Below are 23930 nucleotides of genomic sequence, written 5' to 3'. Positions count from 1 at the left end.
ACTTCCTGAAGCAGAAATGTGAACTTTAAACGCTGAATTGGCAGTTTGTGATACTGCAACCTCGCATTCATGCCTGTTATATCTTATTTTCAGCCGTTTACTTGATTTTTATTTCTAAAGTCCCTGCTTTTTTCTCCAGGCTGATACAGATTAACAGAGGCTCTATATTAAATAACGTAAACAGACCACAAAAAGTTTAATTTAAAACTCACATTTTTTTACCTCATTTCAGCCATGTTGAATCATTGTATCTTTTTTGGCTCGTCCGAGTCAAAAAGTTAAGTTGGGTGTTTATCCACTCTTTAACATGAAATTTACTTTCTTCACATGTGTTCTTCTTGAAAAGGACAACATTTAAAAATATGATAAACATATACCTGAAATAACCTCAAGTTTACGAAAAACGGTTATATACTAATCAGGACTAAACCGGACACAGCAATTTACCGGAAATACTGCCGCCAACTTGGGCGGCCTTACTGGCAGGAGGCCACTATGAGCCGTTTATTCGTAAAGTTTCAAGAGTATGATCGAAATGTATTTATGTGGATTAATGGTCGCCTTCATAATCGATTTATGAACTTTTGGCTGTATTATTTCACTCATCTGGGCGGAGCAACGTCTTCTATTGCAGTATCCTTGCTCATTTGGCTGCTGGCTCCCGCCCCTTGGAATACAACAGGGCTGCAGGCTTGCATCGCGCTTGCGGTGAGTCATATTCCCGTAGCCATCGCCAAAAAACTGTATCCGCGTATCCGTCCTTACCTTGCCTTACCGGATACAATCACGTTCCGTAACCCCCTGACGGACCATTCGTTCCCTTCAGGGCATACTACCGCCATATTCTCGGTTACGGTTCCGTTTATGGCCATGGAGCCATTCTTGTTACTGATGCTACTGCCTGTTGCCTTAATTGTCGGATTTTCTCGAATTTACTTGGGATTACACTATCCCTCAGACGTACTCGCCGGGGCGACAATCGGTACTTTAGTCGCACTTGCAACAGTTGCTTTATGGACATAATGTGGATATGTTAGACTAAGGAAAACCTAGCAGGAACAGGTGAAGCAAGCGTGGAGAAAAAAAGAGTATTACTATTATCTGAAGGCTTTGGCGCTGGTCATACCCAAGCCGCTTATGCACTTTCCAGCAGTCTGCGGAAACTGTCACCGGATGTGCAAACCAGAGTGCTTGAGCTGGGAAGCTTTCTAAATCCCAGAATGGCGCCACTCATTATAACCGCATACAAAAAAACAGTCATTAACCAGCCCAAGCTTATCGGGTATGTATACAAGCATCAATATAAAAAATCTTTGAATCGGCTGACCACACTCGCATTGCACAAGTTGTTTTACACCCATACACGCAGTGTTGTGCGTCAGCTTCGTCCGAATGCTATTGTGTGCACCCATCCCATCCCCAGCGCGATTATATCCAGGTTGAAGCGCCTGGGCGTACAAGTTCCGCTTTGTACAGTCATCACCGATTATGACGCGCATGGGACTTGGATCAGCCCTGAGGTGGACTTGTATCTTGTCTCAACCGATGAGGTAAAGTCCAAATTAATGCTGAGGGGTGTGTCTATTGATAAGATTAGGGTGACCGGCATTCCGATCCACCCTAATTTTTGGGAACATCCCCGACGGGATGAGATTCGCAGTAAGTTCAAATTAAAAAACATGCCTACGGTGCTTGTCATGGGCGGAGGCTGGGGCATGCTCAGTGATGAGGTAGTGAACCAATTACTGATACGCTGGCATGAGGATGTACAGATTATTTTCTGCCTTGGTCGCAACGACAAAAGTCGAATCAGCATGGAACAAAACCCGTTGTACCAGAAAGAAAACATTCATATTATCGGTTATACCAATGAAGTAGACAAATTAATGGAAGTATCCGATCTCCTGATCACCAAACCAGGCGGAATGACGTGCAGTGAAGGTTTGGCAAAAGGTATACCCATGTTGTTCCACAATCCCATACCGGGTCAGGAAGAAGAGAATGTCCATTATTTCACCTCAAGGGGTTTGGGTGAGTCCATTACGTCACTTGACGTGGTTGTAAAATGGATGAATAAACTTCTCCATAACTACCCCGATATCGTTCGTAAACGTAAACGCCACTTGGCGCAGATCGCCAAGTATTATCCCATGCAGAGTGCACAGAGTATTATCGACCTGCTGGACCTGCGTCCCTACCCTACTGACCAAGCCAGACCTTAACGGCTTCAAACAAGCTCTCATCCATATAGTGAAGGTGCCTTCGAATAAATGAAGGCACCTTTTTTTGATATAAAAATATGAAAGAAAGTACAAACTATTGAATGCCCGCCGACTTCAAATACTCCTGCCACTGTTTGGTGTACTCCGTCTGAATTTTTTCCAGACCTGCCTGTTTGGCTTTCTCCATAAATGTGTTTAATCCCGCTTCCACGTCTTCCACCAAACCTACATTAAGCGGATACAGATATTGTTTTTCAACCTGTTCAAGTGCTGCCTTTTCGGCCTGATACGGGGTCCAGTCCTCAGCAAAACCTGTGAAGATATCCGGCTTTTTGATTTTGTCCAGCTCTTCAAACATGGTCAGCACATCATCGAAGGTTTTGTCATAGAGCATGAAGTCTGGATTACGCCAAGCCCAACCATTCATGCCTTCACGCGGGAATCCGTTGGTTTGAGCGTCTCCCACCATTTTGTAATAGCCATCTTGCACTTCAAAATTTTTACCTTCCACACCGTACTCGGTGAGCCAGTTATAACGTTTGTCTGTAACGAGTTTCTCGTAGAATGCCAACGCTTTCTCCGGGTTTTTACTGCTCCGCGGGATAGCGAAACCGTTGTGTATTGGATGAACCGGCTGTGCAAACCCTTTCGCATTCGGGTAAGGGAAATAACCCAGCTTCCAATCCGGATGCGTGGACTGCACCTTGATTACATCAGCATTAAACTTATTGGGATTCTCTCCTGACAGAACAACTGCTGATTTTCCATTTTGCAGCAATGAGTTGGAGGTATCTTTTACATTCAGCACGTTTTTCGGGAAAAAGCCTTTATCCATCCAACGCTTGTACGTTTTCAGGTCTTCCAGATGCTGCGCAGAACCCCAATAGGAAGTTATACTTGAAGGTGTATCATACATGATATCCAGCCCATAAGGGAGCTGACCGGCCGTATTCACCAGCTTGGATGTCAATTGACGAATACCGTGGGTATGGTTCGCATTGCTATCCGCGATTGGAGTCATACTCGGTTCATTGGCTTTAATCCCTTCCAGATAAGCTTCAAGCGTCTCCACCGATTCGGGTTTAGGAAGATTATACTTTTCGCGCAGATCTTCACGGTACGCAATTCCTTCTGTCACATACTCTATCCAGGTGGATGGCACGGTATAGATTTTGTCATTGATTTTGACCGCATTCCACATGTCTTCAGGTACATGGGATTTTAGCGCTGGCGCAGCTTTGGGCAGAATCTCATCCAGCGGCAGGAATGCTCCCTTTTTCGCATATGACTGGTAGAACGTCCAATCCGCAGTAAAGATCAGATCAATCGGCTGGCCGGAGGACAGCAGCAGTTTGTATTTTTGATCCCAGTCGGTCCAGGAAGTGTAGTTGAATTTCACGTTCACATTCAGATCCGCCTCAGCCAATTTGTTGATCTCGGATTCAATTACGGGCAGATCTTTAGGTGCATCACCAAGCATGTAAAATTGCAGTGTTACCTTCTCACCTTTATTCCCAGAAGAACTCCCCTGCTCGCTTCCTTGCGCCGATCCCCCCGAACCGTTATTACATGCGGCGAGTATCCCGGCGAACAGCATCAGGGCAAATACCAGAGACAGGTGCCGAATTGTTTTGTTACGCATACGCATCCTCCCTTTTTGTGTAGACCTTATATGTTAGCGTTGATTCGCCGTGGTTCAGACGGGAAGCAAACCTTCCGGCAGCCCTTCGTTCACAGCGCGTTCACGTTCTAACCTTTTACCGCTCCAATCGTAAGTCCTTTGACAAAATAACGCTGCACAAATGGATACAGGAACAAAATGGGTCCAGTCACCACGATCGCCATTGCCATTTTGGTGGATTCGGTAGGTACATCCTGGCTTAGCGTTATACCGGTGCCTATGGCCATCTGGTCAATGAAGGTAATCGTATTCATCGTGTTGTACAAATAAAATTGCAGTTGGTACATATCCGGATCGTTAATGAAGAGTGATGAGGTAAACCAGTCATTCCAGTAACCCAGTGCAAGAAACAAACCTACGGTCGCGATGCCAGGCATCGCCAGTTTCAGTACAATACTGCAATACATGCGAAAATCATTCGCCCCGTCAATCTTGGCAGATTCAATCAGTTCTTCTGGAACGGCTGAACGAATGAAATTTTTCATCAAAATAATGAGGAAAGGTGTCATCAATCCCGGAAAAATCAACACGGTGTACGTATCCGTGAGATTGAAGTAATTTGCCAGCATAATGTACCAAGGTACCAATCCCCCGCCAAACAACGTTGTGAAGTAGATAAAGAACGAAAAGGTGTTGCGATACTTGAAATCTTTGCGCTGCAGCACGAATCCCGCCATCGTAATAAGAAACAATCCAAGGGCAGTACCCACCACGGTTGTAAAAACCGTTACGCCATAGGCTTTGAGCACCTGGGTCGGGAACTTGAACACCATCTTGTAACCTTCCAGGGAAAAATCCGTCGGAAAAAGATGGTATCCATCTCTCACAATCGATTCGTTGCTGCTGAACGAACCGGATAGAATGAGCAGAAACGGAAGTAAACATATAATGGAAAGAATGACAATGACGCTGTAAGCAATCATTTGAAACAGTAGGGTAAACTCCGAATCTCTGGCACGAGTATGCATAGTTGATCTCCTTTCTGCCCTGCGGACATTTTAGAACAAAGCGTAGTCCTCATTCACTTTGCGAATAATGTAGTTGACTGTCATGATCAAAATAAAGCCAAACAGCGACTGGTATAAACCTGCGGCAGTAGCCATTCCGATATCAAACGTTACTTTCAAGGAACGATACACATACGTATCGATGATATCTGTAGCGTTATACAGAACGCCGTTATTTCCAATAAGTTGGTAAAAGAGATCAAACTGACCTTTCATAATGCTACCGAGCGAGAACAACAACAGGATGACAAATGTCGGTTTCAGCATGGGGACGGTAATGTACCAAATTCGCTGAAAGATGTTGGCCCCGTCAATCCGGGCGGCTTCGTAATACTCATCGCTTATGCCTGTGATGGCTGCAAGGTAGATGACCATGCTATACCCAAGATTTTTCCAAAGGTAAAAAATAATGATCAGGAATACCCAAATCCAGGGTGTATTGTAGATGTCGACTGGACCTGCCTCGAAACGTTTGAGTACTGTGTTCACAAAACCGGATTCATAGTTGAACATGTTGTAAGCGATTACACTTAAGAGTACAAACGAGATAAAATACGGTAAGAACATCACCGATTGCGTAATTTTTTTGAATAATCTGCCCCTGATTTCACTAAGCATAATGGCACAGAAGATCGCCAGCCCGTTGCCTAATATAATGAAGGCCAGATTATAGCCCACAGTGTTGGTAGTGAGCTTCAGCAGCATTCCCGATTGCCATAGAAACTTGAAATTTTCCAGGCCCACGAAAGGACTTCCGAACAGCCCTCCTTCAAAATCATAACGGGTAAATGCATAGTAAATGCCCACCATCGGAAAATACGAGTTAATCAGAAAAAAGATCAGTGTTGGCAGCAGCATCAGGAACATGATTTTGTTTTTGTTCAATTCTTTGAGCATGGCTCGATCCCTCCCGAATTTCTTGCGGTGCATTGCGCAGTGAAGCTCTGTTTTTATTGTAGATGCCCTCGAACCTATCGGATACTGAATCATTCGATCAGTTCATGAACGATTCTGCACATTTCAATATGAACAAAATCAACAAACACTGAAATGAACAGCAGCGTGTTCACAAATCTTGAAATCGTACATAACCTAAACGTAGTGAACAATAAAGCGAAAGTTGAACTTTAGCCAAGGAAATCGGGTATATTCTCCCTGTCCATCATTGATGTAAACGCATACATAATATATAATTCAAGATATCATCCGTGATTCGCCACAGCCATATATGAAGCCCGATACTTGGCTATGAAGTTATACTTTGCTCATCCAAAACAGGGAGGCTTGGGGAGGACAGGTCATGCGTAAACGTTCAGCGGACAGTCAGAAGGTGTTTACACGGATTTGGATTGGGGTTATTATCAGCACCGTTGCTACATTGCTTGTGGCAGCCAGCATTTTGTATGTCAACTATAATCGTATTGCTCTCCGCCAGGTCTATCGCACAGATATGAACAGTCTTACCCAGACCAGTCGGGAAGTCTCCAAGATGACCGAAACCGCCAAATCATTGTCTTATCAGATTTATCAGGACTATACCATCTCATCCCTTCTGCTCTATTCCAAACCGAGTATCTATGAAGTTACTTCTGCGATGAGACAGCTTGATAACTACCGGATGTCCCTTCCATTTATCGAATCCATCTATGTATATAACTCCAAAAGTAATGATTTCTTCATCAGTTCCAATGAAGTGCGCAATGGACAGCAATCCATGACGGAAATTGACGATCAGGGGATAACAAGTATCCTTGAGCGATTTCATGAGTACAAACCTTTTGTGCCGATTCCTCGTACATATCAGGTTGGTTCCACAGAAGCGACCGAAGTCAGCAGCTACACGTATCTCTGTTACGATACAATCAACGACAACGCCAAACTGAACTATGCAGTCATCGTAAACATAAAGGACGATTGGCTCAGTCCTAATATGAATTCAGCCGATCAGCCAGGCAACGCATTTATTATCAATGAAAAAGGACAATTATTATCCGAGTTTAACAATCGTTCTCTAATGAAAGACCTTTCCAATGAACCGTTTATGCAACCGATCCTTCAAAATACAGGGCAGTCTGCTTATTTTTCTGCAACGGTGGATGGAGAAAAGTCATTGATTACCTATACCTCCCCTGACAACCTTGGATGGCGCTATGTGCGAATCACGCCTTATGACCTGATTACCGCAGATATTCGAAATATGCGAACACATACCGTTTTATTTTGCCTTGGACTACTACTTGCCGGACTACTCTTATCCTACCTGGTATCCCGAAAGTTGTATCATCCGATTGATAAAGTCATTGGCCGTATGCGTGTTATGGAGGCAGAGCGTCGCGGAAGCTTGCATTTATTGCGACAGGACTTCCTGCGCGGGGCTCTGCAAGGTCGGGAAACCGTAACTGGACGCATGCTGGAGGAGCGGATGAAATTCTATGGCTCGTCTATCGACGCGCATCGCATATCCAGATTGGTGCTGCTCCGCATTGATCATTTTGCCGATTTCAGCGAGACCTATCGGGATGAGACTCAGCTTGTGAAATATGCCATGATGAACATTTGTGCAGAAACGGCCGGCTCTTACTACCATACAGAAGCTGTAGATATGGGCGGAGATCTGATCACTTTTATCTTCAATGATAAGATCCAAGAGGATGCCAGTCACGGAAATGTCTCTATTGAGGAACTGCTGCGATTGATGCAGACTGCCGTGATGACGCATCTGAAATGCTCCATTTCCTTTACGATCGGTCCAGCCGAAGAATCACTGGAAAACAGTATTGCCGCTTATACACGCTCAGCAGAAGCTTCGCTTCATCGTTTGTTTCTGGGCCCTGGATGCCTGATCTATACCTCGGACATCATGGCGTATCAAACAAAAGAGTATGCTTTCCCTGTTGGAAAAGAGCGGCAGCTGATTGATTGCCTGATGACTGGCAAAACAGCCGAAGCCAAACAGGTTTACGCAGATATCGTCGGGGAAACGGCGGTATATCCGTTTACTGTATTCCAGCTGGCCTTATCCCATCTGACCATGACGTTGAATCATGTACGTAATACACTCAAAAAGAACAACCAGCTTACGATCGATTCCATCTCCGACAATTCAATGCTGCCAATACATGATGCCGAGGATCTCAATGAAGTTCACGCACACTTCTACCGGATGTTCGACGAGCTTGGATCCAAAGTAGAGGAAAAACGAACTCTCAAACACGAAGAGTTAATTCGCAAAATCAACTGTATTATTGAACGGGACTATGCAGACACCAACCTCTGCCTGACTTCAATTGCCGATGAACTAGCCATGTCACCCATTTACGTCAGCAGGCTCTACAAACAATTAACGTTAAAGGGACTCACGGATGTCATCAACGAGACGCGCATAGCCAAAGCCCAGCATTTGCTTATGGAGACGGATAGATCTGTTGCTGATATTGCGGAACAAACAGGATTCACTAACAGTTCTTATTTCTATCGCATGTTTAAGAAGTTCAATGGGGTTACTCCGAACGATTATCGCCGCAAAGAGCTGCATTCGGAGCTTTAGCAGAGGGAAATAACAATTGCGAACGGGTTATGAAAAAACGTGAGTTATGAATTGCAAACAGCAAAAAGCGTTACAAGAGTCTGGTGCCAGCTCTTGTAACGCTTTTTAAATCCAATTACTCTTGTTCCTCGTCAGACTCGTTCGCAGCTTCCCGGACTTTATACTTGTCCAAACGGATCTGTTGGTACTCGCGCAGCGCATCTTCACCAACGATCACCTCAACCCGGTGAATGTTCATGCCTTTGCCCATGAATTTCTGTTCATACTCTGTCATGACATGTTCTTCGTTCAATCCATCGCGGTGCAGATTCAGGGACAGATTGGTCATTTGCAGACCAAAGTCAGCAATGGCGTTAAGTGAGAAATCGAATAATGTCTCCGAGTCTGTTTTGAAATGGATCTGTCCTTTTTTGTTAAGCAGTTCCGTATATTTCTTCAGGAAGCGTGGATGCGTCAAACGACGGCGTGCATGTTTGGCTTTAGGCCAAGGATCGCTGAAGTTCAGATAAATTCGTTCCAATTCCGCCTCTTCAAATACGTCCTCGATCTGTTCAATATTGGCCAAGGCCAACTTCAGGTTGGGAGGTGTGTCCACTTCCGCCTGACTCCATGCTTTCCGAGCCTTCTCGCTGGCACGACGCACCAGTTCATCATACATATCGATGCCGATAAAATTATATTCCGGATATTTATAACTCATTTGGCTGATAAATTGACCTTTACCCATACCAAATTCCACAAAGATCGGATGGTCATTACCAAATTGTTCAGACCATTTTCCTTTATACTGTTTGGGATCAAGAACAACGAGATCGACTTGTTGCTCCAAATTTTCACGAATCCCTTTTCTGCCACGTAAACGCATCTTATTCCTCCGTTTATCCATACTTGTCTCAGAATCATTTTGCCGAAGAACCGGCGAATTGTAAAGAGCAATGAAAAAGGAATCTTCGGATCTGCCACTTTGGGGCAAATCTCAAAGATTCCCTCTTCGATTTATTTGGAATTGGGGTCCAACTACTTTAATAGTTCATAGTCTACCTTATCTTGGTGTGAAAAATCAAATGTCTTTTCGAAAGCATCGCGAACTTTTTGTCTTGCAGCCGCTTTCACTTTCGGATTGCCATTGAAACGAACACCTGTCAAAGCGAGAGCTTCTTCTGCCGTCAGTTCTACAGAAACATGATGAAGATCATTGTTTTTAACTTGGGAATTCATTCATATCACCTCACGGTATAGTATGGTCCATGACGTCAACATTGATTCAAATGCTATGATGAATAGTACCCATTGGATGGTGTCTGACGTTGGTTTAAATATAACATAATGTGTAAACTATAGCAAGGATAAAACCACGATTCTACGGCCTATTTTTGCAACGAGATTCCCCTTTTTTTGAGTTTTTTGATACAATGGTAAAAGTTCATGAAGCATCGATTTCGATAAAATAAAAAGCAAGTCAATAGGTAGCCAAAGGAGTACCCTTAAGATGAATGCACCTTCACTACAACCTCCTCTTTTATGGGGAGATAAACGATTCCATACATGGAATTACGAAATGAGAGACGAATTTAACAATAAAGTCTTCAAAGTCATGCTGGATGCCGGATTTACCTGCCCTAACCGTGATGGGTCCATTGCCAAGGGTGGCTGCACGTTCTGCAGCGCTCGTGGATCCGGTGATTTCGCTGGTAGCAGACGTGATGATTTGGTAACCCAATTCAATACGATCCGGGATAAACAACATCTGAAGTGGCCTTCAGCCCATTACATCGGCTACTTTCAAGCCTATACCAACACGTACGCTCCCGTTGAAGAACTGCGTGAATACTTTGAAGAAATTTTGAAGCAGCCTGGGGTCGTCGGTTTGTCCATAGCCACTCGCCCTGACTGTTTACCGGATGACGTCGTTGATTACTTGGCCGAATTGAATGAACGCACGTACCTCTGGGTTGAGATGGGCCTGCAAACGATTCACGAGTCCACGTCAACTCTAATTAACCGTGCACACGATACCCAATGTTATGAGGAAGCCGTCGCTAAGCTGCGCGAACGGAATATCCGTGTGTGTACACACATCATTTACGGACTGCCGCAGGAAACTCATGAAATGATGCTGGATACCGGACGGGCCGTAGCCCACATGGATGTACAGGGAATCAAAATTCACCTGCTGCACCTGATGCGCAAAACGCCGATGGTGAAGCAGTACGAAGCCGGACTTCTTCGTTTCCTGGAACAAGACGAGTATATTAAGCTAATCGTTGATACGCTGGAAATGCTGCCGCCGGAAATGATTGTACATCGCCTTACAGGGGATGCCCCGCGTGATCTACTCATTGGTCCGATGTGGTCCATGAAAAAATGGGAAGTGCTGAATGCTATTGATCGAGAGCTGCGCCAGCGGGATTCATGGCAAGGTAAATACTGGAGGGGAGCATAAGATGGGCTTTCTTTCGGTTCTAAGCTGTGCCCATCAATGGATTTCTTCGAGGTTGCAGCCCGGAGATCTGGCCATTGATGCAACGGTTGGTACAGGGGCGGATACCCTGTTTCTGGCACAAAAGGTGGGTAAACGAGGTCAAGTCATTGGTTTCGATATTCAGAGCGAGGCCTTGACATTGGCACAAGCCCGAATTCGCAAACAAGAAGAGGACAGCACCAAAATGGGCTCCATCTCCCTGCTTCAATTAAGCCACGATCGAATGGCTGAAGCCGTTCCGGAGTCATGGCAAAATGCTGTTGGGGCTGTAATGTTTAACCTCGGCTACCTGCCTTCGGAAGGTGCCGACGCCTCCATTATTACTCTTACCGATAGTACCCTTGCTGCACTCGAGGCTGCACTGGGCTTGCTTAAGCCGCGCGGCATTATTACCGTTGTCCTTTACCCGGGCCATAAAGGAGGGTCTCAGGAGGCGGAAGCGGTTTTGGAGTGGGCGTCTGCTCTGCCTGTAGAGCAAGCACAAGTAGTAATGTACCGCCAATTGCAGCGAGAAGCTTCCCCTTTTCTGATTGGTATTGAGAAAAAATAATTTCCTTTAGTACACAAATACAATAAACTAAACACAATCGTAGCTGAGAAACTTGTGTTCCATTTATGCGATTTGTGTACTACATAACGATGTGCAACCGTATTCACCCTGTTACATTCATGCCGCCACGCGGTTATGACTGATTAAAGCGATCCACCATTTCATATACTAGAGGAGAGATTAGGAATGTCTACGCCATATCCACTGCAATTTCAGCCAGAGTTTAAAGAACGTGTATGGGGAGGTCGCGCACTGGAGCAATTCGGTCTGACGCCCCCTGAAGGACATATTGGTGAAGGTTGGATGATTGCAGATCATCCCAATGGGACAACGAAGGTATTAAATGGAGCACTTGCTGGCAAAGGACTTGATGAAGTTCGTGAACAGCTCGGCACAGCATGGCTCGGAACCAAAGGTGTTTCGGAAAAAGGCGGACGTTTCCCGCTTCTGATTAAATTGCTCGACTGTAACGATGATCTGTCCGTACAGGTGCATCCAACGGATGATTACGAAGCTCTTCCTCCTGGCGAGCTCGGCAAAACGGAAATGTGGTACGTGCTGGATGCCAAACCAGGAGCGCACATCATCTACGGCTTGAACGAAGGCGTTGATCGCGCAGTACTGAAGGAAGCTTTGGAGAATGGTACCGTCATGGATACTCTTCGTCAAGTTCCTGTGGAAGCAGGCGATACGTTCTTTATTCCTGCTGGAACCGTACATGCTCTCTGTGCAGGTGTGGTCGTCGCTGAGATTCAGCAAAACTCGGATACAACGTACCGGATTTACGATTACAATCGTCCAGGTCTGGATGGCAAACCACGCGAGCTGCATGTTGAGGATTCTTTGAATGTAACCGCTTATGAGGGTGCAGGCGCCACAACAATGAAAACCAATAATGCGACACCAGGTGAATGGCTGAAGCTTGCCGAATGTCCTTATTTTGTTGTGGAAAAAGGGATCGTTACGAACCGCTGGGAGCTCTCCACCAGTGCAGAAAGCTTCACCATTCTTGTGGTCTGTGAAGGTAGCGGGACGCTGGAGTGGGACAATGCTGAATCAGAGAGTATTGAATTGAAAGCTGGACAATGCTACTTATTGCCTGCCAATCTGGGCTCCTATGCGCTGGATGGCAATACTACGGTTCTTCGCTCTTATTTGCCTTAATCATTTAATAGTTCTCTAACTATTGGTTCTCAGTAATGGCTTTAATGTGACCTGTGAAGGAGGATTACATGAGATGCAGGAATCTACCTTTGGCCTGATTGGCAATGATGGTACCCGTATTCATGTGTACCGCTGGCTTCCCGATCCGGAATGTAACATTAAGGGTGTGATCCAGATTGCACATGGCATGAGTGAGACCGCTGCCCGGTATTCCGAATTTGCCGAATATCTCACCAGGCACGGTTACGCGGTATACGCCAATGATCATCGTGGTCATGGCAAAACGGCAGAAAATCCGGATATGTTGGGCAATGCAGGCGAGGATGCCTTCCGCTGGATGGCGAGTGACATGATGAATCTGGGGGAGGTTGCCGCCAAAGAAAACCCGGATGTGTCTCTCTTTCTGATGGGACACAGTATGGGGTCGTTTTTGGTGCAGCATCTAATGTACGCCGGCCATGAGCGCTATCATGCATTTATTTTGTCCGGTACCAATGGCAAACGCGGTCTACTCCATATTGGTGAGAGACTTGCCTTCTTGCAGTGTGGCATTCAAGGGGCTGCGCATCCAAGTATGCTGCTCAATGCACTCGTATTCGGCGGATTCAACCGCTCCTTCCGTCCGGCAAAAACACCCTTTGATTGGCTATCTCGGGACCCCGAGGAGGTCAAACGGTTTATCGATGACCCTCTATGCGGAGCCGTCTGCTCCGCAGGGTTTTTCCATGACTTTTTCAAACTGCTGCTCGAAATTCACATGCCACGCAATATGAAACGTATTCCCAAGGATAAACCTGTATATCTTTTTTCAGGTGAACAGGACCCGGTTGGTCTTCACGGAAAAGGAGTCCTCAACCTGGTCTCCCAATATCGGGAGCTTCAGCTTGAAGATATTGAATACCGCCTCTATCCGGGCGGGCGCCACGAAATGCTGCATGAGACGAATCGGACAGAAGTTGCGGGGCACGTCGTGGAATGGCTGGAAAGGCATATGCCTGACCTTAATGCCCGTCATTCCATGACAAATGCCGAATCTGCCGAATCCGTATGATGCGAAGCGAGCAAGGATACAATAATGAATAAAAGCCTCTGAACAGGTTAGCAGCTTGTGCTGTGTACCATGTTCAGAGGCTTTTATTTGATATTTATAAGATGGCAATTAAGTGTTACTCGTTATGGATTACCCTTCGATCAGCAAAGACTCTGGATCTTCAAGCAATTCTTTCACCGTCACGAGGAAACGTACTGCTTCGCTTCCATCGATAATGCGGTGATCGTAAGACAGGGCGATATACATCATTGGACGGTTCTCCATCCGCTCTGCATCAATCGCTACTGGACGAAGCTGGATTTTGTGCATACCCAGAATACCCACTTGAGGTGTATTCAAAATTGGCGTCGACAACAGGGAACCAAATGTTCCACCATTGGTAATGGTGAACGTTCCTCCTTGCAGATCAGACAACGCCAGCGTGTTGGAACGAGCTTTGGACGCCAGGTCCGCAATGCTCTTCTCAATCTCAGCGAAGCCCAGACGGTCGGCATCCCGTACAACCGGTACGACAAGCCCTTCTTTGGCAGATACGGCGATACCGATATCATAGTACTTCTTGAGTACTACATCTTCGCCATCAATCTCCGCGTTGATGGTCGGAAACTTTTTCAGTGCGCCGACAACCGCTTTGGTGAAGAAGGACATAAAGCCAAGATTGATTTCATGTTTCTCTTTGAACTTGTCCTTACGGCGTTTACGAACATCCATAATTGCCGTCATATCCACTTCGTTAAAAGTAGTCAACATGGCTGCGGTCTGCTGCGCTTCTACCAGGCGTTTCGCAATGGTAGCACGACGGCGGGACATGCGCTGACGCTCCACCGGTTTGGTATACGTGGAACTCCCAGCTGCCGGAGCACTCGGTGCTGCCGCAGGAGCTTTAGCAGGAGGCGCTGAAGGAGCGGTTGCCTGAGTACTGTGAGTCTTCACATCATCCTGATACACACGTCCAATCGGATCCTTGCTTTGTACCTGATCCAACTCAATACCACGCTCACGTGCAAGTTTGCGTGCAGACGGTGAAGCTGTCTTCGAGCTGCTATCCGAAGAGTCAGGTGCTACAGCAACGGGTGCTGGTGGCGGTGTTGGAGCTTCCGGTGCAGGAGCAGATGCTTGTTTCTGTTCAGTCGCCGCTGGTTGGGAAGCGGGCGTGCCGCTTCCTCCTCCTGCTCCAGCCGAAATTGTTCCGATCGTTTCACCGATCACTACAGTTTCGCCTTCCTGGCGAATAATTTTCTCAAGCACACCGCTCTCTTCAGCACTGATCTCAATATTTACTTTATCCGTTTCAAGCTCCAGAAGAACATCACCCTGATTTACGGTTTCTCCTTCTTTGACCATCCATCTGGATACAGTTCCTTCCGTTATCGACTCACCCATTGCAGGTACTTTAATTTCACTCACAGCTGTTACCTCCCCAGTGGAATATTATTTTTCGTCGTTTGCTTCAACGCTGCTGTAATAATCTGCTGCTGTTCCATGCCATGCACCAGTTGATAACCGCTGGAAGGACTCGCATGTTCCGGGCGACCTTCGTATTTAACGGTTGTGCCTTCTGGCGCGATCTCACGAAGACGTGGCTCCATGTATGTCCAGGCACCCATGTTTTTGTTTTCTTCCTGAACCCACACCAGCTCTTTCAGCTTGCTGAAACGTGCGAGTACGCGCTTGATTTCTTCCGCCGGGAACGGATACAGCTGTTCAACACGAATAATGTGTAACCAGGACCAATCCGCTTTGTCTTTCTCAAAAGCATCTTCCAGATCGATGGCGATTTTACCACTGCACAAAATAATGCGCTCTACGCGATCCGGTTTCGTGCCCAATCCTGCTTGCTCCAGCACCGGTTCAAACTTGCCTTCGCTGAATTCTGTAGCAGGTGAAGCAACACGTGGATTACGAATGAGACTTTTCGGCGACATCATAACCAGCGGACGGGCATCCTCTGTTTCGGTCAAGGAAGCCTGACGACGCAGCAGATGGAAATACTGCGATGCACTCGTCAAGTTCGCAACGGTCATATTATCTTCTGCACAAAGCTGTAGGAAACGTTCCAGTCGAGCACTTGTATGCTCAGGTCCCTGACCTTCGTTCGCATGCGGAAGCAACATGACCAGACTGGATTTCTGAGACCATTTGGCACGGCCCGCAGACACGAACTGGTCAAAAATAACCTGTGCACAGTTGGCAAAATCTCCGAATTGAGCTTCCCAGATGACGAGCGTATCTGGTGAATATACGTTATATCCGTATTCGAAACCAACTACAGACTCCTCAGACAACGGACTATTGTAGATGGCAAAGGATGCTCTTGCCTGCGGCAGATGATGCAGTGGGCAGAATTTCTCTCCATTCTCGGAATCATGCAACACCAGATTCCGATGGGCAAACGTTGCACGTTCTGCATCCTGTCCACTGATCCGGATCGGTTTGCCATCCGCAAGAATAGTAGCGAAAGCAAGCGTCTCTGCAAGACTCCAGTCTACTTTCTCACCTTCATTCAGAGACGTGCTTCTGCGCTGCAAAATGCGCTGCAACTTCGGATACACATTAAAATTCTCTGGCCATTTCAGCAAGTCTGCGTTAATTGCCCGCAGATTTTCCAATGGTACCGCAGTTGGAATAACTGAAACTGCTTCTGGCTCGCTAATTTGACGTTGATAATATTCATGTACTTCATTGTTCTTCATCTGCTCATATGCTTCTTTTAGGCGGTTCGTCACAGCCTCACGAATGCTGTTGATGGAAGCATCGTCGATTACAGATTCCTCTTTCAGATGATCCTGATACAAGTGGCTAACCGTTGGATGAGCTTTTACTTTGTCATACACTGTCGGCTGTGTTGTCTCCGGATCATCCGTTTCGTTATGACCATAACGACGGTAACCGATCAGGTCAATCAGGAAGTCCTTTTTGAACAGGTTACGGTATTCTGCTGCCATACGAATGGCCGCAATACATGCATCCGGGTTGTCTGCATTGACATGCACAATAGGGATCTCATATCCTTTGGCAAGGTCACTCGCATAGTACGTTGAGCGTGAATCGCTGCTGTCTGTGGTGAATCCAAGACGGTTGTTCACGATAATATGAATCGTGCCGCCATTTTGGTAACCAGGCAAAGCTTTGAAATTGAGCGTTTCGGCTACAATACCTTCCCCAGGGAAGGCCGCATCACCATGCATCAGAATAGTTGCCGCTTTGGTTACATCCTGCTTCGGATACCCCGGATCACGGCGATCATCCTGGGCTGCACGTGCAAAGCCCTGTACAACTGGGTTGACATATTCCAGGTGACTCGGGTTATTGGCAAGGGTAAGACGCGCTTGCACTGTTTCACCGTCTTTTACATAACGGTTTGCACCGAGATGATATTTGACATCCCCCGTCCAACCGTAATTGATTCCTGTTGACCCTTCGGAAGGAACCAAATCCTTGTTCGGAGAATGATGGAATTCAGAGAAAATTTTGCTGTACGGCTTGCCCAGTACATGAGCAAGTACGTTCAATCGACCACGGTGAGCCATCCCCATCAAAATATGACTCGAACCTGCGTGTGCCATAATTCGGACGGCTTCATCCAGCATAGGGACTAAAACGTCGTTACCTTCAATGGAGAAGCGTTTTTGTCCAACAAATGTTTTGTGAAGGAAATCTTCAAATTGCTCAACTTCAACCAAACGTTCCAGCAAAGCCTTACGCTCCTCCGGATTAAGCGGTGCCGGTGAAGTACGAGATTCTGCACGGCGGTTCAGCCACTCCCGCTCATGAACTTCATGCACATGGCTGAATTCATAAGCGATAGGACCCGTATATATTTGCCGCAGGCGCTGGATGGCATCCAATCCTGTCACAGTCTGTCCATCTGCACCCTCCCAGATCAGGGAAGCGGGCAGGGCTTTCAAATCCTCTTCATTTAATTCAAAATGCTTCGGTTCGAGCAAAGAAGTATCTGAATCTTCACTGATTCCTAGTGGATCAATATCGGCTGCAAGATGACCATAGGTACGAATATTCATAACCAGTTTCCCTGCTGTAACCGCTTTCTGTAATAATTGAATATCCACGCTTCCGGAAGCCTTTTGGGCGTTGCCAGAATACGAGGCTGTATGTGCATCCTTGCCAGACATCGGCGGAGCACCCCATTGTTCAAATAATTCCCGATAAGCCGGTGTCACTGCACCTGGATCTTGGGAATATAATTCATATTGTTCCTGTACGTATCCCATATTGGGGCCATAGTAACTTTCCCAGGGTTTCTTGTTGCCTTCCTCGATCGTCATCGACGTTCCCTCCGTCTTGATTTAGTCATAAGTTTTTGACGGAAATCATTGACTAAGCCGTAATTTGCGTTCGTTCAACATTTTAAGCTAAATTTTTCATGAAGTCCAATAATCGTGCTGTTGGTGGTAGTAACGTTGTTCCGACGCTCCCGTCAAGGTTTGTCTGCGTTTTCAAAATCATAGTTATACGATGATTATATATACCGTCGCACAGATGTCGAATACTGTCCTTATCCGTTCGAAGGTTACACCTTCCTCAACGTTATCCATTGAAGTCCGTGTTCTAATATCTATTCTATAAACTTTTGCGCTCAGGAGCATTTCCTATTTTTAGTCCAATTGATGCATAAATTAGATGAATCGAATAATTGGAGCATTTCAGGTGCAAAAAGAATTCTCTTTGTAACCCCCCTTCATTAGAATTGTGGTCTATTATGAAAAAAAACAAACCGTCAAGTTTTATATTAACCATTTGGCTTGATATTCAACAAAAAAATGGGTATTTATTGCAATTCAATGTTATAAGCCAACAGCCGCCTTTAATGCGTAAAAGCATCCAGGCGGCTTATTTTTGACTTGTTTTATTTAGGCTGACAGTCTTTACATCTCTTACATGATTCAATCAGCGCTGATGTCTATCTTTTAATGCGGCACCTGAGACTGAAAATCGTTACGGCTGGACTGATCTGCGTGGTAAAAGACCACATCACCATCCTTCAGGGGCCAAGTTCTGCCTTGACTGTCTACTGGACTATCGTTGAAACCTTCCATCTGCCACTGATTCATCAGTGGAGCGTAAATGTATTGCAGGTGTGGAGCCTCTGTACTTCCATTCCGAAGTGTCTCCATATTAAAGTTGACCACGATATAGCCGTCCTTCAGAAATACAGAAGCCTTTTCATCCAGTTGATTTTGTCCGGCGAACGTTTCGAGATTTGTTCCCTTTGGCACGACGTAAACATCTGCAGGCAAGCTGTATTCCCCGTACCAACGCTGGATAGCCGCATTCGCTCGGTCCACACTAACACCAGAAGGAATGTCCGTCTTTGGTCCAATCAGTGTACGAATGGAAGCGGGCAGGATCATCCAATCATAGCGGCCTACCCACGTTTTCTGGTGAGAGGTTTGATCTACAAACCGAACCATATAATCAGCGAGCGCACTCTGGTTGCGTTCATCGGCTGTCAGTTCATAAGTATACTGATAACGCGCTGTATCCCCCAATTCCGTGCCGGGTACATTGCGCAACCTCGAGTTCAGGACAACATACCGTTTCTCCAAATCCTGTTCCGATCCTATACGAATAAGTCGTTCTTGACCGCGGTGGTAATATAAATCGACTTCTTGTCTGGAAGAGCCATCTTTGCTTACAAAATAGAACGTTGGTGTAATTCGAACACCATCCTGTTTGCCAAACATATTGCCTTTTGTTTTCAAGTCGAATTTGACATGGTAACCCGTTTTCACCGCAACATTACTGAAACCCTGCACAGGGTGACTGCCTTGGCGAACAGGTAACACGAATGGTGCCAGATTCCCTCGTGGATCACCATCAATACTATTAAGTCCTGTCCAGTAGCTCACCCCTGTCGGCTCTAAACTCCCGAGCTGCTGGCGAAACACGTTCTCCCAATTATAATCGGAGATATCCGTAACTTGAAAATCATACAACCTCCCAATAACCTCCACTGGAATCGTATCTGCCGCAACATGATGGGTCAGATTGGTGTTGGCATCCTGCTGCTCGGTGAACGTCGAGGGAGCATTTTCCGCAATATTCCGAAATTCAATACGGTAGTTTCCTTCATCCACCCATACGGGAAGATAGAAAACGGTATCCAGCTGATTGACCGGAATGTCAACCCAGGTCTTGGCTGGAATGAACTGACTTCTATCCGCGTTATAGACATCAAAGGGAAAACGAATCTGCTTGATGCGAAAATACTTGGCATAGTCTCTATTGCCATAACCCGGATAACTGTTCACGTTCAGATGCTGCCCTGAGGTCGGGATACGTACGATAAACGGTCGTTCCAAAATAAGCGCCGCGCTGGTCAGATCAGGCACCGTTTTCTGGTTATGCGGCTGATCATCAGACACCCAGGCGTAGTTAACGACAGGTGTATGCACCGTGACAGAATTAATCCCTTGAATAGAAAACTTCTGATCCTGGCCACCTTTAATGTTGCCAGGAATCAAACCATAGGCAATCTCGCCCGTGGTCGGTTGGTTCGCCTTGTTGACCAGTATATTCTGAATGGTTAGACGATTTTGGTACAGCACACTGTCACCGATCATGCCCGGCTGCGGGATTGTCCCGGGTCGCGGAGCACTCTTATCCATCGGAGCAGGATCCATCACAGTGGCGCCATTAAACACGACCTTGTCATTATTTACAGTGTTCTCTTTGACCTCCGTTTCCGCTTTGGATTGAAACAATGACGTTTCAATAGGTGTAGTCGGTTCAGTGGAACTACCCGGAACAGTTTCAGTTCCAAGATCGATTTCCTTGCAAGGTGCAGGTTTCACATGTGCGGTAACGGCATCATCATTAGCCGATTGTAAGGTCGGCGGTGTATATCCGTTTGGAGTCAGCGTTACTATACCACCGTAGCCACCAAGTGCATAATTGGATATTGTAGCTTGATTGAGCTTGTATACTTCCAAATTGTCAATTTGCCAGTAACTATATTGTCGAATGATCTGCATTGGTTTTTCCACAGGAACGTCGAGTTCCTTAGGTTGTGGAGGTGTGCCTGGATCATTCGGTCCCGTCGAGGGTCTGCCAGGGATTGTCCATGTTTTGTGATAATTCTTTTTCACCTTGACTGTATAAGTCACTGTTCCCGTCATGTTCACCCAACGGTGCTGGAACAAGTACCCTTTAGCCATGACATTTGCATAGAGATCTTCAGAGGTCGGGATGCCGCGGGTTACATCAAACTTCTCAGATCCCCGATCATCGGCCTTCAGCACACCTCGGACGGATGGGTCCATGGCAGCCGATTCGATCAACGCTCCTTTATTAGGTGGACTGATGGTCACGGGGCAACCCACAACACCACTCCCGTTCCCTGGATCAGTTCCCCCGTTTCCTGTGCAATCCTTCACCTCTAGCACCTGCATCCCTTGTTCGTCCAACTGCTGGGCAGGATCCAAGAATCGCGCAGTGATGGTGGTACTGCCAACGATACCTTTGATCGTCATTTTCCCATCGGTACCTATGGTCGCTACTGCTGGATTAGAGCTTTGCCAGGTCAATTTGGGATGAGCGGTAAGCTCATGAACAGAAAGGTCTGACTTAGTCAGTATAGCTTTGGCTTGAAGCGTTGTAGCTGTGTCTCCTTTACAGGCGTTTGGGAGGTTCACAATGAGTCCGGGTTCGGACTTAACCGTAATATCAGCAGTATCCGAGATGAGGTATGTACCGTTGTTCCAGATGGCTCGTACAAAAGCAGTACCCGGCTTTTCAGCCTTAACCATTCCTGTTTTGGGTTCAATACTTACAATGCTCGGGTCGGACGACCACCAAGTGGTCTCGGCTTCACGCCGACTTACGTCGATGCCGTCACTCCACTGTGTAGAACCGTAGTTTTTCGTCTTAACTTTGGCCTCCATCTGTTTGGTTTGTCCAACCGTTAGAGTGGAATCTGGGGTTACGTCAATCTCTTTTTCTTCTTCGAGATCCCCTTCCCAGATGATGTCCATAGGGGTGTAATAAACGACATTGTATTTGGGACAACCTGCATTCGTCTCACCACCATTGGCAAATGGTTTTTTTTCAGTCGGAGTATGATAACCGCCAGTGATAGTCTTTATCGCCACAATAGTAGAAGGAAACGGTGGAGTAGGATCATCAACGCCAGTATAAGAATTTTGATCTGCTCTGCCTTGGTAATCAACATCATGTATTCGAATATTTCTAATGTTTGATGAATTTACTCTGTTCCCATTATAGTCAGGCCAACTCTCTGCAGGCCATATACTGAAATCTACATTATCAGGTACTTCTTTAGCTTCAGGATATGGACTTGAACAACTTCCTGCGTTTCTCGCATAAGTTGGGCCTCCCGAATGTTCAGCTTTAAAACGACCGTCATCGACCTGATACCAGTACACTCCTGGTGTTCCTATAGTAGGTGTTGCTTTGACTGTGACTTTTTGAGGACTTTTCATTGATTTTGGCCCATACTGATCTGTAGCAGCATTAATAATATTAATAGGAAGAAGGAAATTCATTAATAATTCAGTAACAAACACAGCTATTAAAATGAGACTAAAGAAACGTTTATCTATTTTGCTCATGCATTTTTTTCACCACCCGAATCAGTCTACCTTTGAATTTTAAACGCTCCCTCTGTATCAGATTCCAAGAAATAAGACCATGATTTATTTCTTAAAGTTGATGTAATCCAGAATCTTGTTTGAACTCCTTTTTTAATCAGCTCACCAGAATTCATAGGTAACGTTGTAAAGCCCTTCTCTTTTGCCAATTTCGAATCTAAGCGATTAAATTGTATAAGAGAATCGGAAAATCCCTTGTTAAACGTTAATAAATTAGACTCTTCTAAATTTGAAGTGAATGAAATATCAAAAAATGTTTTATACGAACCAGGAACATAATTTTTTTCCAATAATAGTGAGGCATAAATACCTCTAGGTGTGCTCTTAGTGGTATCCACGACTATTAGTCGATGTATCTTCATTACACCAGATTTATTAGTTAAGGTGATGTAACCTTTTGATAACTCTGAAATCTTAGCAGAACCCGAACTATAAAAATAATTACTAACCGTCGTTAAATTCGTGCCCGTCGTGCCAACCTCACGCATTTCATTCAGATCACTGTATTTCCCCGCATCTGTACCTTCCACATCCATATAACGCAGCAAAATGGCAGACACTTCAGCTCGCGTTGTTGGATCAGCAGGTTTTAATGAACCGTCCTCAAATCCACCGACAATGCCTGTCCCACGAACAAGCGCAAGATAAGGAGTCTGCTCCGCACGAATCGTACCCCGATTCACCTCAGGAGTAGGTAACAATGTAGCCTTGGTATCGTCAAAAGCATCCTGGAAACTGGTTCCCGACTTGATCAATCCGTTCGCAATCCATTTCATCATCTCGTAGCGTGTCAACTCAGCATTGGGATTGAATCCTTTGGGATAATCGCCAACATTAATAAACCCTTGTCCTATCAACTGTGTAACAGCCGATTCAGACCAGTGCCCCTTGAGATCAGCAAAAGGATTTTCGCTTTGTACCTTTTCCAAGCTGGTTGCACGACTGAGAAGCGTGGCGTACTCACCACGGGTGATTTTGGCATTGGGGCGGAACGTACCGTCCTGATAACCGGAAATCAGATTTTTATCATAGGCTTTGACAATTGTAGCTTGCGCCCAGTGCCCTTTGATATCTTTGAACTTGGTAAGCGCAGAAGCTGTTGTGCCCGCTTCATTCGTGCTTGTAGCGGCATCCACAGTAGACACCAGACCCATGGTTCCAGTAGTCAGCAGCGTTCCTGCCATCAAAGCCATCGTCAACAAACCGACGATCAACACATTCCTTTTTGATTTCCTATCAGCTAATCTCATCTGTTTCTTCAATCTACTCACTCTCCTATGTACCTTAATAGTAACGGGGCAAACTTCTGCTTCTTCAGCACTCATACTACTCTTCAAACCAAAACCTAAATTTGTCATAATCATCAATATTCTACCATGCAAAACTAGGCTATTGGTATTATTTTTCAGCAATCCCCATCACGACAAGGCATGCAACCTCCCCTTCCAAAGACCCAATTCACCTGTAAAAACACAAAAAAAGGCCACGAATCCGCAGATTCATAGCCTTATGCTTTAAGGTGTCAGTCCTATTCAGTTGAAAAATTTGTAATCTATCTATCACAGAATAAACGATTCAACACCATTTGAACAGTCC

Annotated in this window: 16 protein-coding genes; 7 read left to right on the top strand and 9 right to left on the bottom strand. The window is 45.8% G+C overall.

All coding sequences use genetic code 11. From position 1 onward, the window contains the following. Nucleotides 1-495: 495 nt before the first annotated feature. Nucleotides 496-1023 (top strand): phosphatase PAP2 family protein, encoded by a 528-nt coding sequence (locus tag JNUCC31_RS24030; protein ID WP_192265410.1) that lies wholly within the window; start codon nucleotides 496-498, stop codon nucleotides 1021-1023. A gap of 50 nt (nucleotides 1024-1073) precedes the next feature. Further along, nucleotides 1074-2222 (top strand): MGDG synthase family glycosyltransferase, encoded by a 1149-nt coding sequence (locus JNUCC31_RS24025; protein WP_192265408.1) that lies wholly within the window; start codon nucleotides 1074-1076, stop codon nucleotides 2220-2222. A gap of 94 nt (nucleotides 2223-2316) precedes the next feature. On the opposite strand, the gene JNUCC31_RS24020 is transcribed toward JNUCC31_RS24025, so the two are convergent. The 3 genes from JNUCC31_RS24020 to JNUCC31_RS24010 all read right to left on the bottom strand — a co-directional run bounded on the left by JNUCC31_RS24020 (nucleotide 2317) and on the right by JNUCC31_RS24010 (nucleotide 5807). Beyond that, a complete protein-coding gene (locus JNUCC31_RS24020; RefSeq protein WP_416234327.1) occupies nucleotides 2317-3870 on the bottom strand; it encodes an ABC transporter substrate-binding protein in 1554 nt (517 codons plus the stop codon). 101 nt (nucleotides 3871-3971) lie between these two features. Then, nucleotides 3972-4871, bottom strand: coding sequence for a carbohydrate ABC transporter permease (locus JNUCC31_RS24015; protein ID WP_192265388.1), 900 nt, complete (start codon nucleotides 4869-4871; stop codon nucleotides 3972-3974). Between the two features lie 30 nt (nucleotides 4872-4901). Next, complete coding sequence (locus JNUCC31_RS24010) at nucleotides 4902-5807, bottom strand: ABC transporter permease (protein ID WP_017689672.1); 906 nt, start codon at nucleotides 5805-5807, stop codon at nucleotides 4902-4904. A 403-nt stretch (nucleotides 5808-6210) separates the two neighbouring features. Here JNUCC31_RS24010 and JNUCC31_RS24005 point away from each other — a divergent pair, with 403 nt between their 5' ends. Further along, on the top strand, nucleotides 6211-8457 hold the full coding sequence (locus JNUCC31_RS24005; RefSeq protein WP_192265386.1) for an AraC family transcriptional regulator: 2247 nt from the start codon (nucleotides 6211-6213) through the stop codon (nucleotides 8455-8457). 115 nt (nucleotides 8458-8572) lie between these two features. Here the strand turns inward: JNUCC31_RS24005 and trmB are convergent, their stop codons facing one another. Together trmB and JNUCC31_RS23995 are read right to left on the bottom strand one after the other, a co-directional pair. Continuing rightward, nucleotides 8573-9322 carry a tRNA (guanosine(46)-N7)-methyltransferase TrmB gene (gene trmB, locus JNUCC31_RS24000; RefSeq protein ID WP_192265385.1) on the bottom strand — a complete coding sequence of 250 codons (750 nt, stop codon included), beginning with the start codon at nucleotides 9320-9322 and terminating at the stop codon, nucleotides 8573-8575. Between the two features lie 152 nt (nucleotides 9323-9474). Then, nucleotides 9475-9675, bottom strand: a complete 201-nt coding sequence (locus JNUCC31_RS23995) for a hypothetical protein (RefSeq protein WP_062320234.1) — start codon at nucleotides 9673-9675, stop codon at nucleotides 9475-9477. Nucleotides 9676-9946: 271 nt separating this feature from the next. On the opposite strand from JNUCC31_RS23995, the gene mnmL reads away from it, so the two are divergent. The 4 genes from mnmL to JNUCC31_RS23975 all read left to right on the top strand — a co-directional run bounded on the left by mnmL (nucleotide 9947) and on the right by JNUCC31_RS23975 (nucleotide 13704). Beyond that, complete coding sequence (gene mnmL / locus JNUCC31_RS23990) at nucleotides 9947-10900, top strand: tRNA modification radical SAM protein MnmL/YtqA (RefSeq protein WP_192265384.1); 954 nt, start codon at nucleotides 9947-9949, stop codon at nucleotides 10898-10900. 1 nt (nucleotide 10901) lies between these two features. Beyond that, nucleotides 10902-11489, top strand: a complete 588-nt coding sequence (gene mnmM, locus JNUCC31_RS23985) for a tRNA 5-(aminomethyl)-2-thiouridylate-methyltransferase MnmM (RefSeq protein WP_192265382.1) — start codon at nucleotides 10902-10904, stop codon at nucleotides 11487-11489. A gap of 186 nt (nucleotides 11490-11675) precedes the next feature. Further along, nucleotides 11676-12653: a type I phosphomannose isomerase catalytic subunit gene (locus JNUCC31_RS23980; RefSeq protein ID WP_192265380.1), complete on the top strand. Its 978-nt coding sequence runs from the start codon at nucleotides 11676-11678 to the stop codon at nucleotides 12651-12653. 73 nt (nucleotides 12654-12726) lie between these two features. After that, nucleotides 12727-13704, top strand: a complete 978-nt coding sequence (locus tag JNUCC31_RS23975) for an alpha/beta fold hydrolase (protein ID WP_192265378.1) — start codon at nucleotides 12727-12729, stop codon at nucleotides 13702-13704. Between the two features lie 129 nt (nucleotides 13705-13833). Here the strand turns inward: JNUCC31_RS23975 and odhB are convergent, their stop codons facing one another. From odhB to JNUCC31_RS23955, 4 genes are all read right to left on the bottom strand, one after another. Further along, nucleotides 13834-15111, bottom strand: coding sequence for a 2-oxoglutarate dehydrogenase complex dihydrolipoyllysine-residue succinyltransferase (gene odhB / locus JNUCC31_RS23970; RefSeq protein WP_192265376.1), 1278 nt, complete (start codon nucleotides 15109-15111; stop codon nucleotides 13834-13836). Nucleotides 15112-15116: 5 nt separating this feature from the next. Beyond that, on the bottom strand, nucleotides 15117-17990 hold the full coding sequence (locus JNUCC31_RS23965; protein ID WP_192265374.1) for a 2-oxoglutarate dehydrogenase E1 component: 2874 nt from the start codon (nucleotides 17988-17990) through the stop codon (nucleotides 15117-15119). 642 nt (nucleotides 17991-18632) lie between these two features. Then, a complete protein-coding gene (locus tag JNUCC31_RS23960; RefSeq protein ID WP_488656260.1) occupies nucleotides 18633-22229 on the bottom strand; it encodes a DUF5704 domain-containing protein in 3597 nt (1198 codons plus the stop codon). 92 nt (nucleotides 22230-22321) lie between these two features. Continuing rightward, nucleotides 22322-23746 (bottom strand): S-layer homology domain-containing protein, encoded by a 1425-nt coding sequence (locus JNUCC31_RS23955; RefSeq protein ID WP_228469224.1) that lies wholly within the window; start codon nucleotides 23744-23746, stop codon nucleotides 22322-22324. Nucleotides 23747-23930 lie beyond the last annotated feature (184 nt).

Source organism: Paenibacillus sp. JNUCC-31 (genome assembly GCF_014844075.1).
GTDB lineage: Bacteria > Bacillota > Bacilli > Paenibacillales > Paenibacillaceae > Paenibacillus.
This window is presented reverse-complemented; position numbering and strand designations above follow the sequence as displayed.

What these genes read in the sequence shown, in the direction of transcription:
- JNUCC31_RS24030 (WP_192265410.1), top strand. Translation starts at nt 496, where the DNA reads ATGAGCCGTTTATTCGTAAAGTTTCAAGAGTATGATCGAAATGTATTT.
- JNUCC31_RS24020 (WP_416234327.1), bottom strand. Translation starts at nt 3,870, where the DNA reads ATGCGTATGCGTAACAAAACAATTCGGCACCTGTCTCTGGTATTTGCC.
- JNUCC31_RS24015 (WP_192265388.1), bottom strand. Translation starts at nt 4,871, where the DNA reads ATGCATACTCGTGCCAGAGATTCGGAGTTTACCCTACTGTTTCAAATG.
- JNUCC31_RS24010 (WP_017689672.1), bottom strand. Translation starts at nt 5,807, where the DNA reads ATGCTCAAAGAATTGAACAAAAACAAAATCATGTTCCTGATGCTGCTG.
- JNUCC31_RS24005 (WP_192265386.1), top strand. Translation starts at nt 6,211, where the DNA reads ATGCGTAAACGTTCAGCGGACAGTCAGAAGGTGTTTACACGGATTTGG.
- trmB (WP_192265385.1), bottom strand. Translation starts at nt 9,322, where the DNA reads ATGCGTTTACGTGGCAGAAAAGGGATTCGTGAAAATTTGGAGCAACAA.
- JNUCC31_RS23995 (WP_062320234.1), bottom strand. Translation starts at nt 9,675, where the DNA reads ATGAATTCCCAAGTTAAAAACAATGATCTTCATCATGTTTCTGTAGAA.
- mnmL (WP_192265384.1), top strand. Translation starts at nt 9,947, where the DNA reads ATGAATGCACCTTCACTACAACCTCCTCTTTTATGGGGAGATAAACGA.
- mnmM (WP_192265382.1), top strand. Translation starts at nt 10,902, where the DNA reads ATGGGCTTTCTTTCGGTTCTAAGCTGTGCCCATCAATGGATTTCTTCG.
- JNUCC31_RS23980 (WP_192265380.1), top strand. Translation starts at nt 11,676, where the DNA reads ATGTCTACGCCATATCCACTGCAATTTCAGCCAGAGTTTAAAGAACGT.
- JNUCC31_RS23975 (WP_192265378.1), top strand. Translation starts at nt 12,727, where the DNA reads ATGCAGGAATCTACCTTTGGCCTGATTGGCAATGATGGTACCCGTATT.
- JNUCC31_RS23965 (WP_192265374.1), bottom strand. Translation starts at nt 17,990, where the DNA reads ATGACGATCGAGGAAGGCAACAAGAAACCCTGGGAAAGTTACTATGGC.
- JNUCC31_RS23960 (WP_488656260.1), bottom strand. Translation starts at nt 22,229, where the DNA reads ATGAATTTCCTTCTTCCTATTAATATTATTAATGCTGCTACAGATCAG.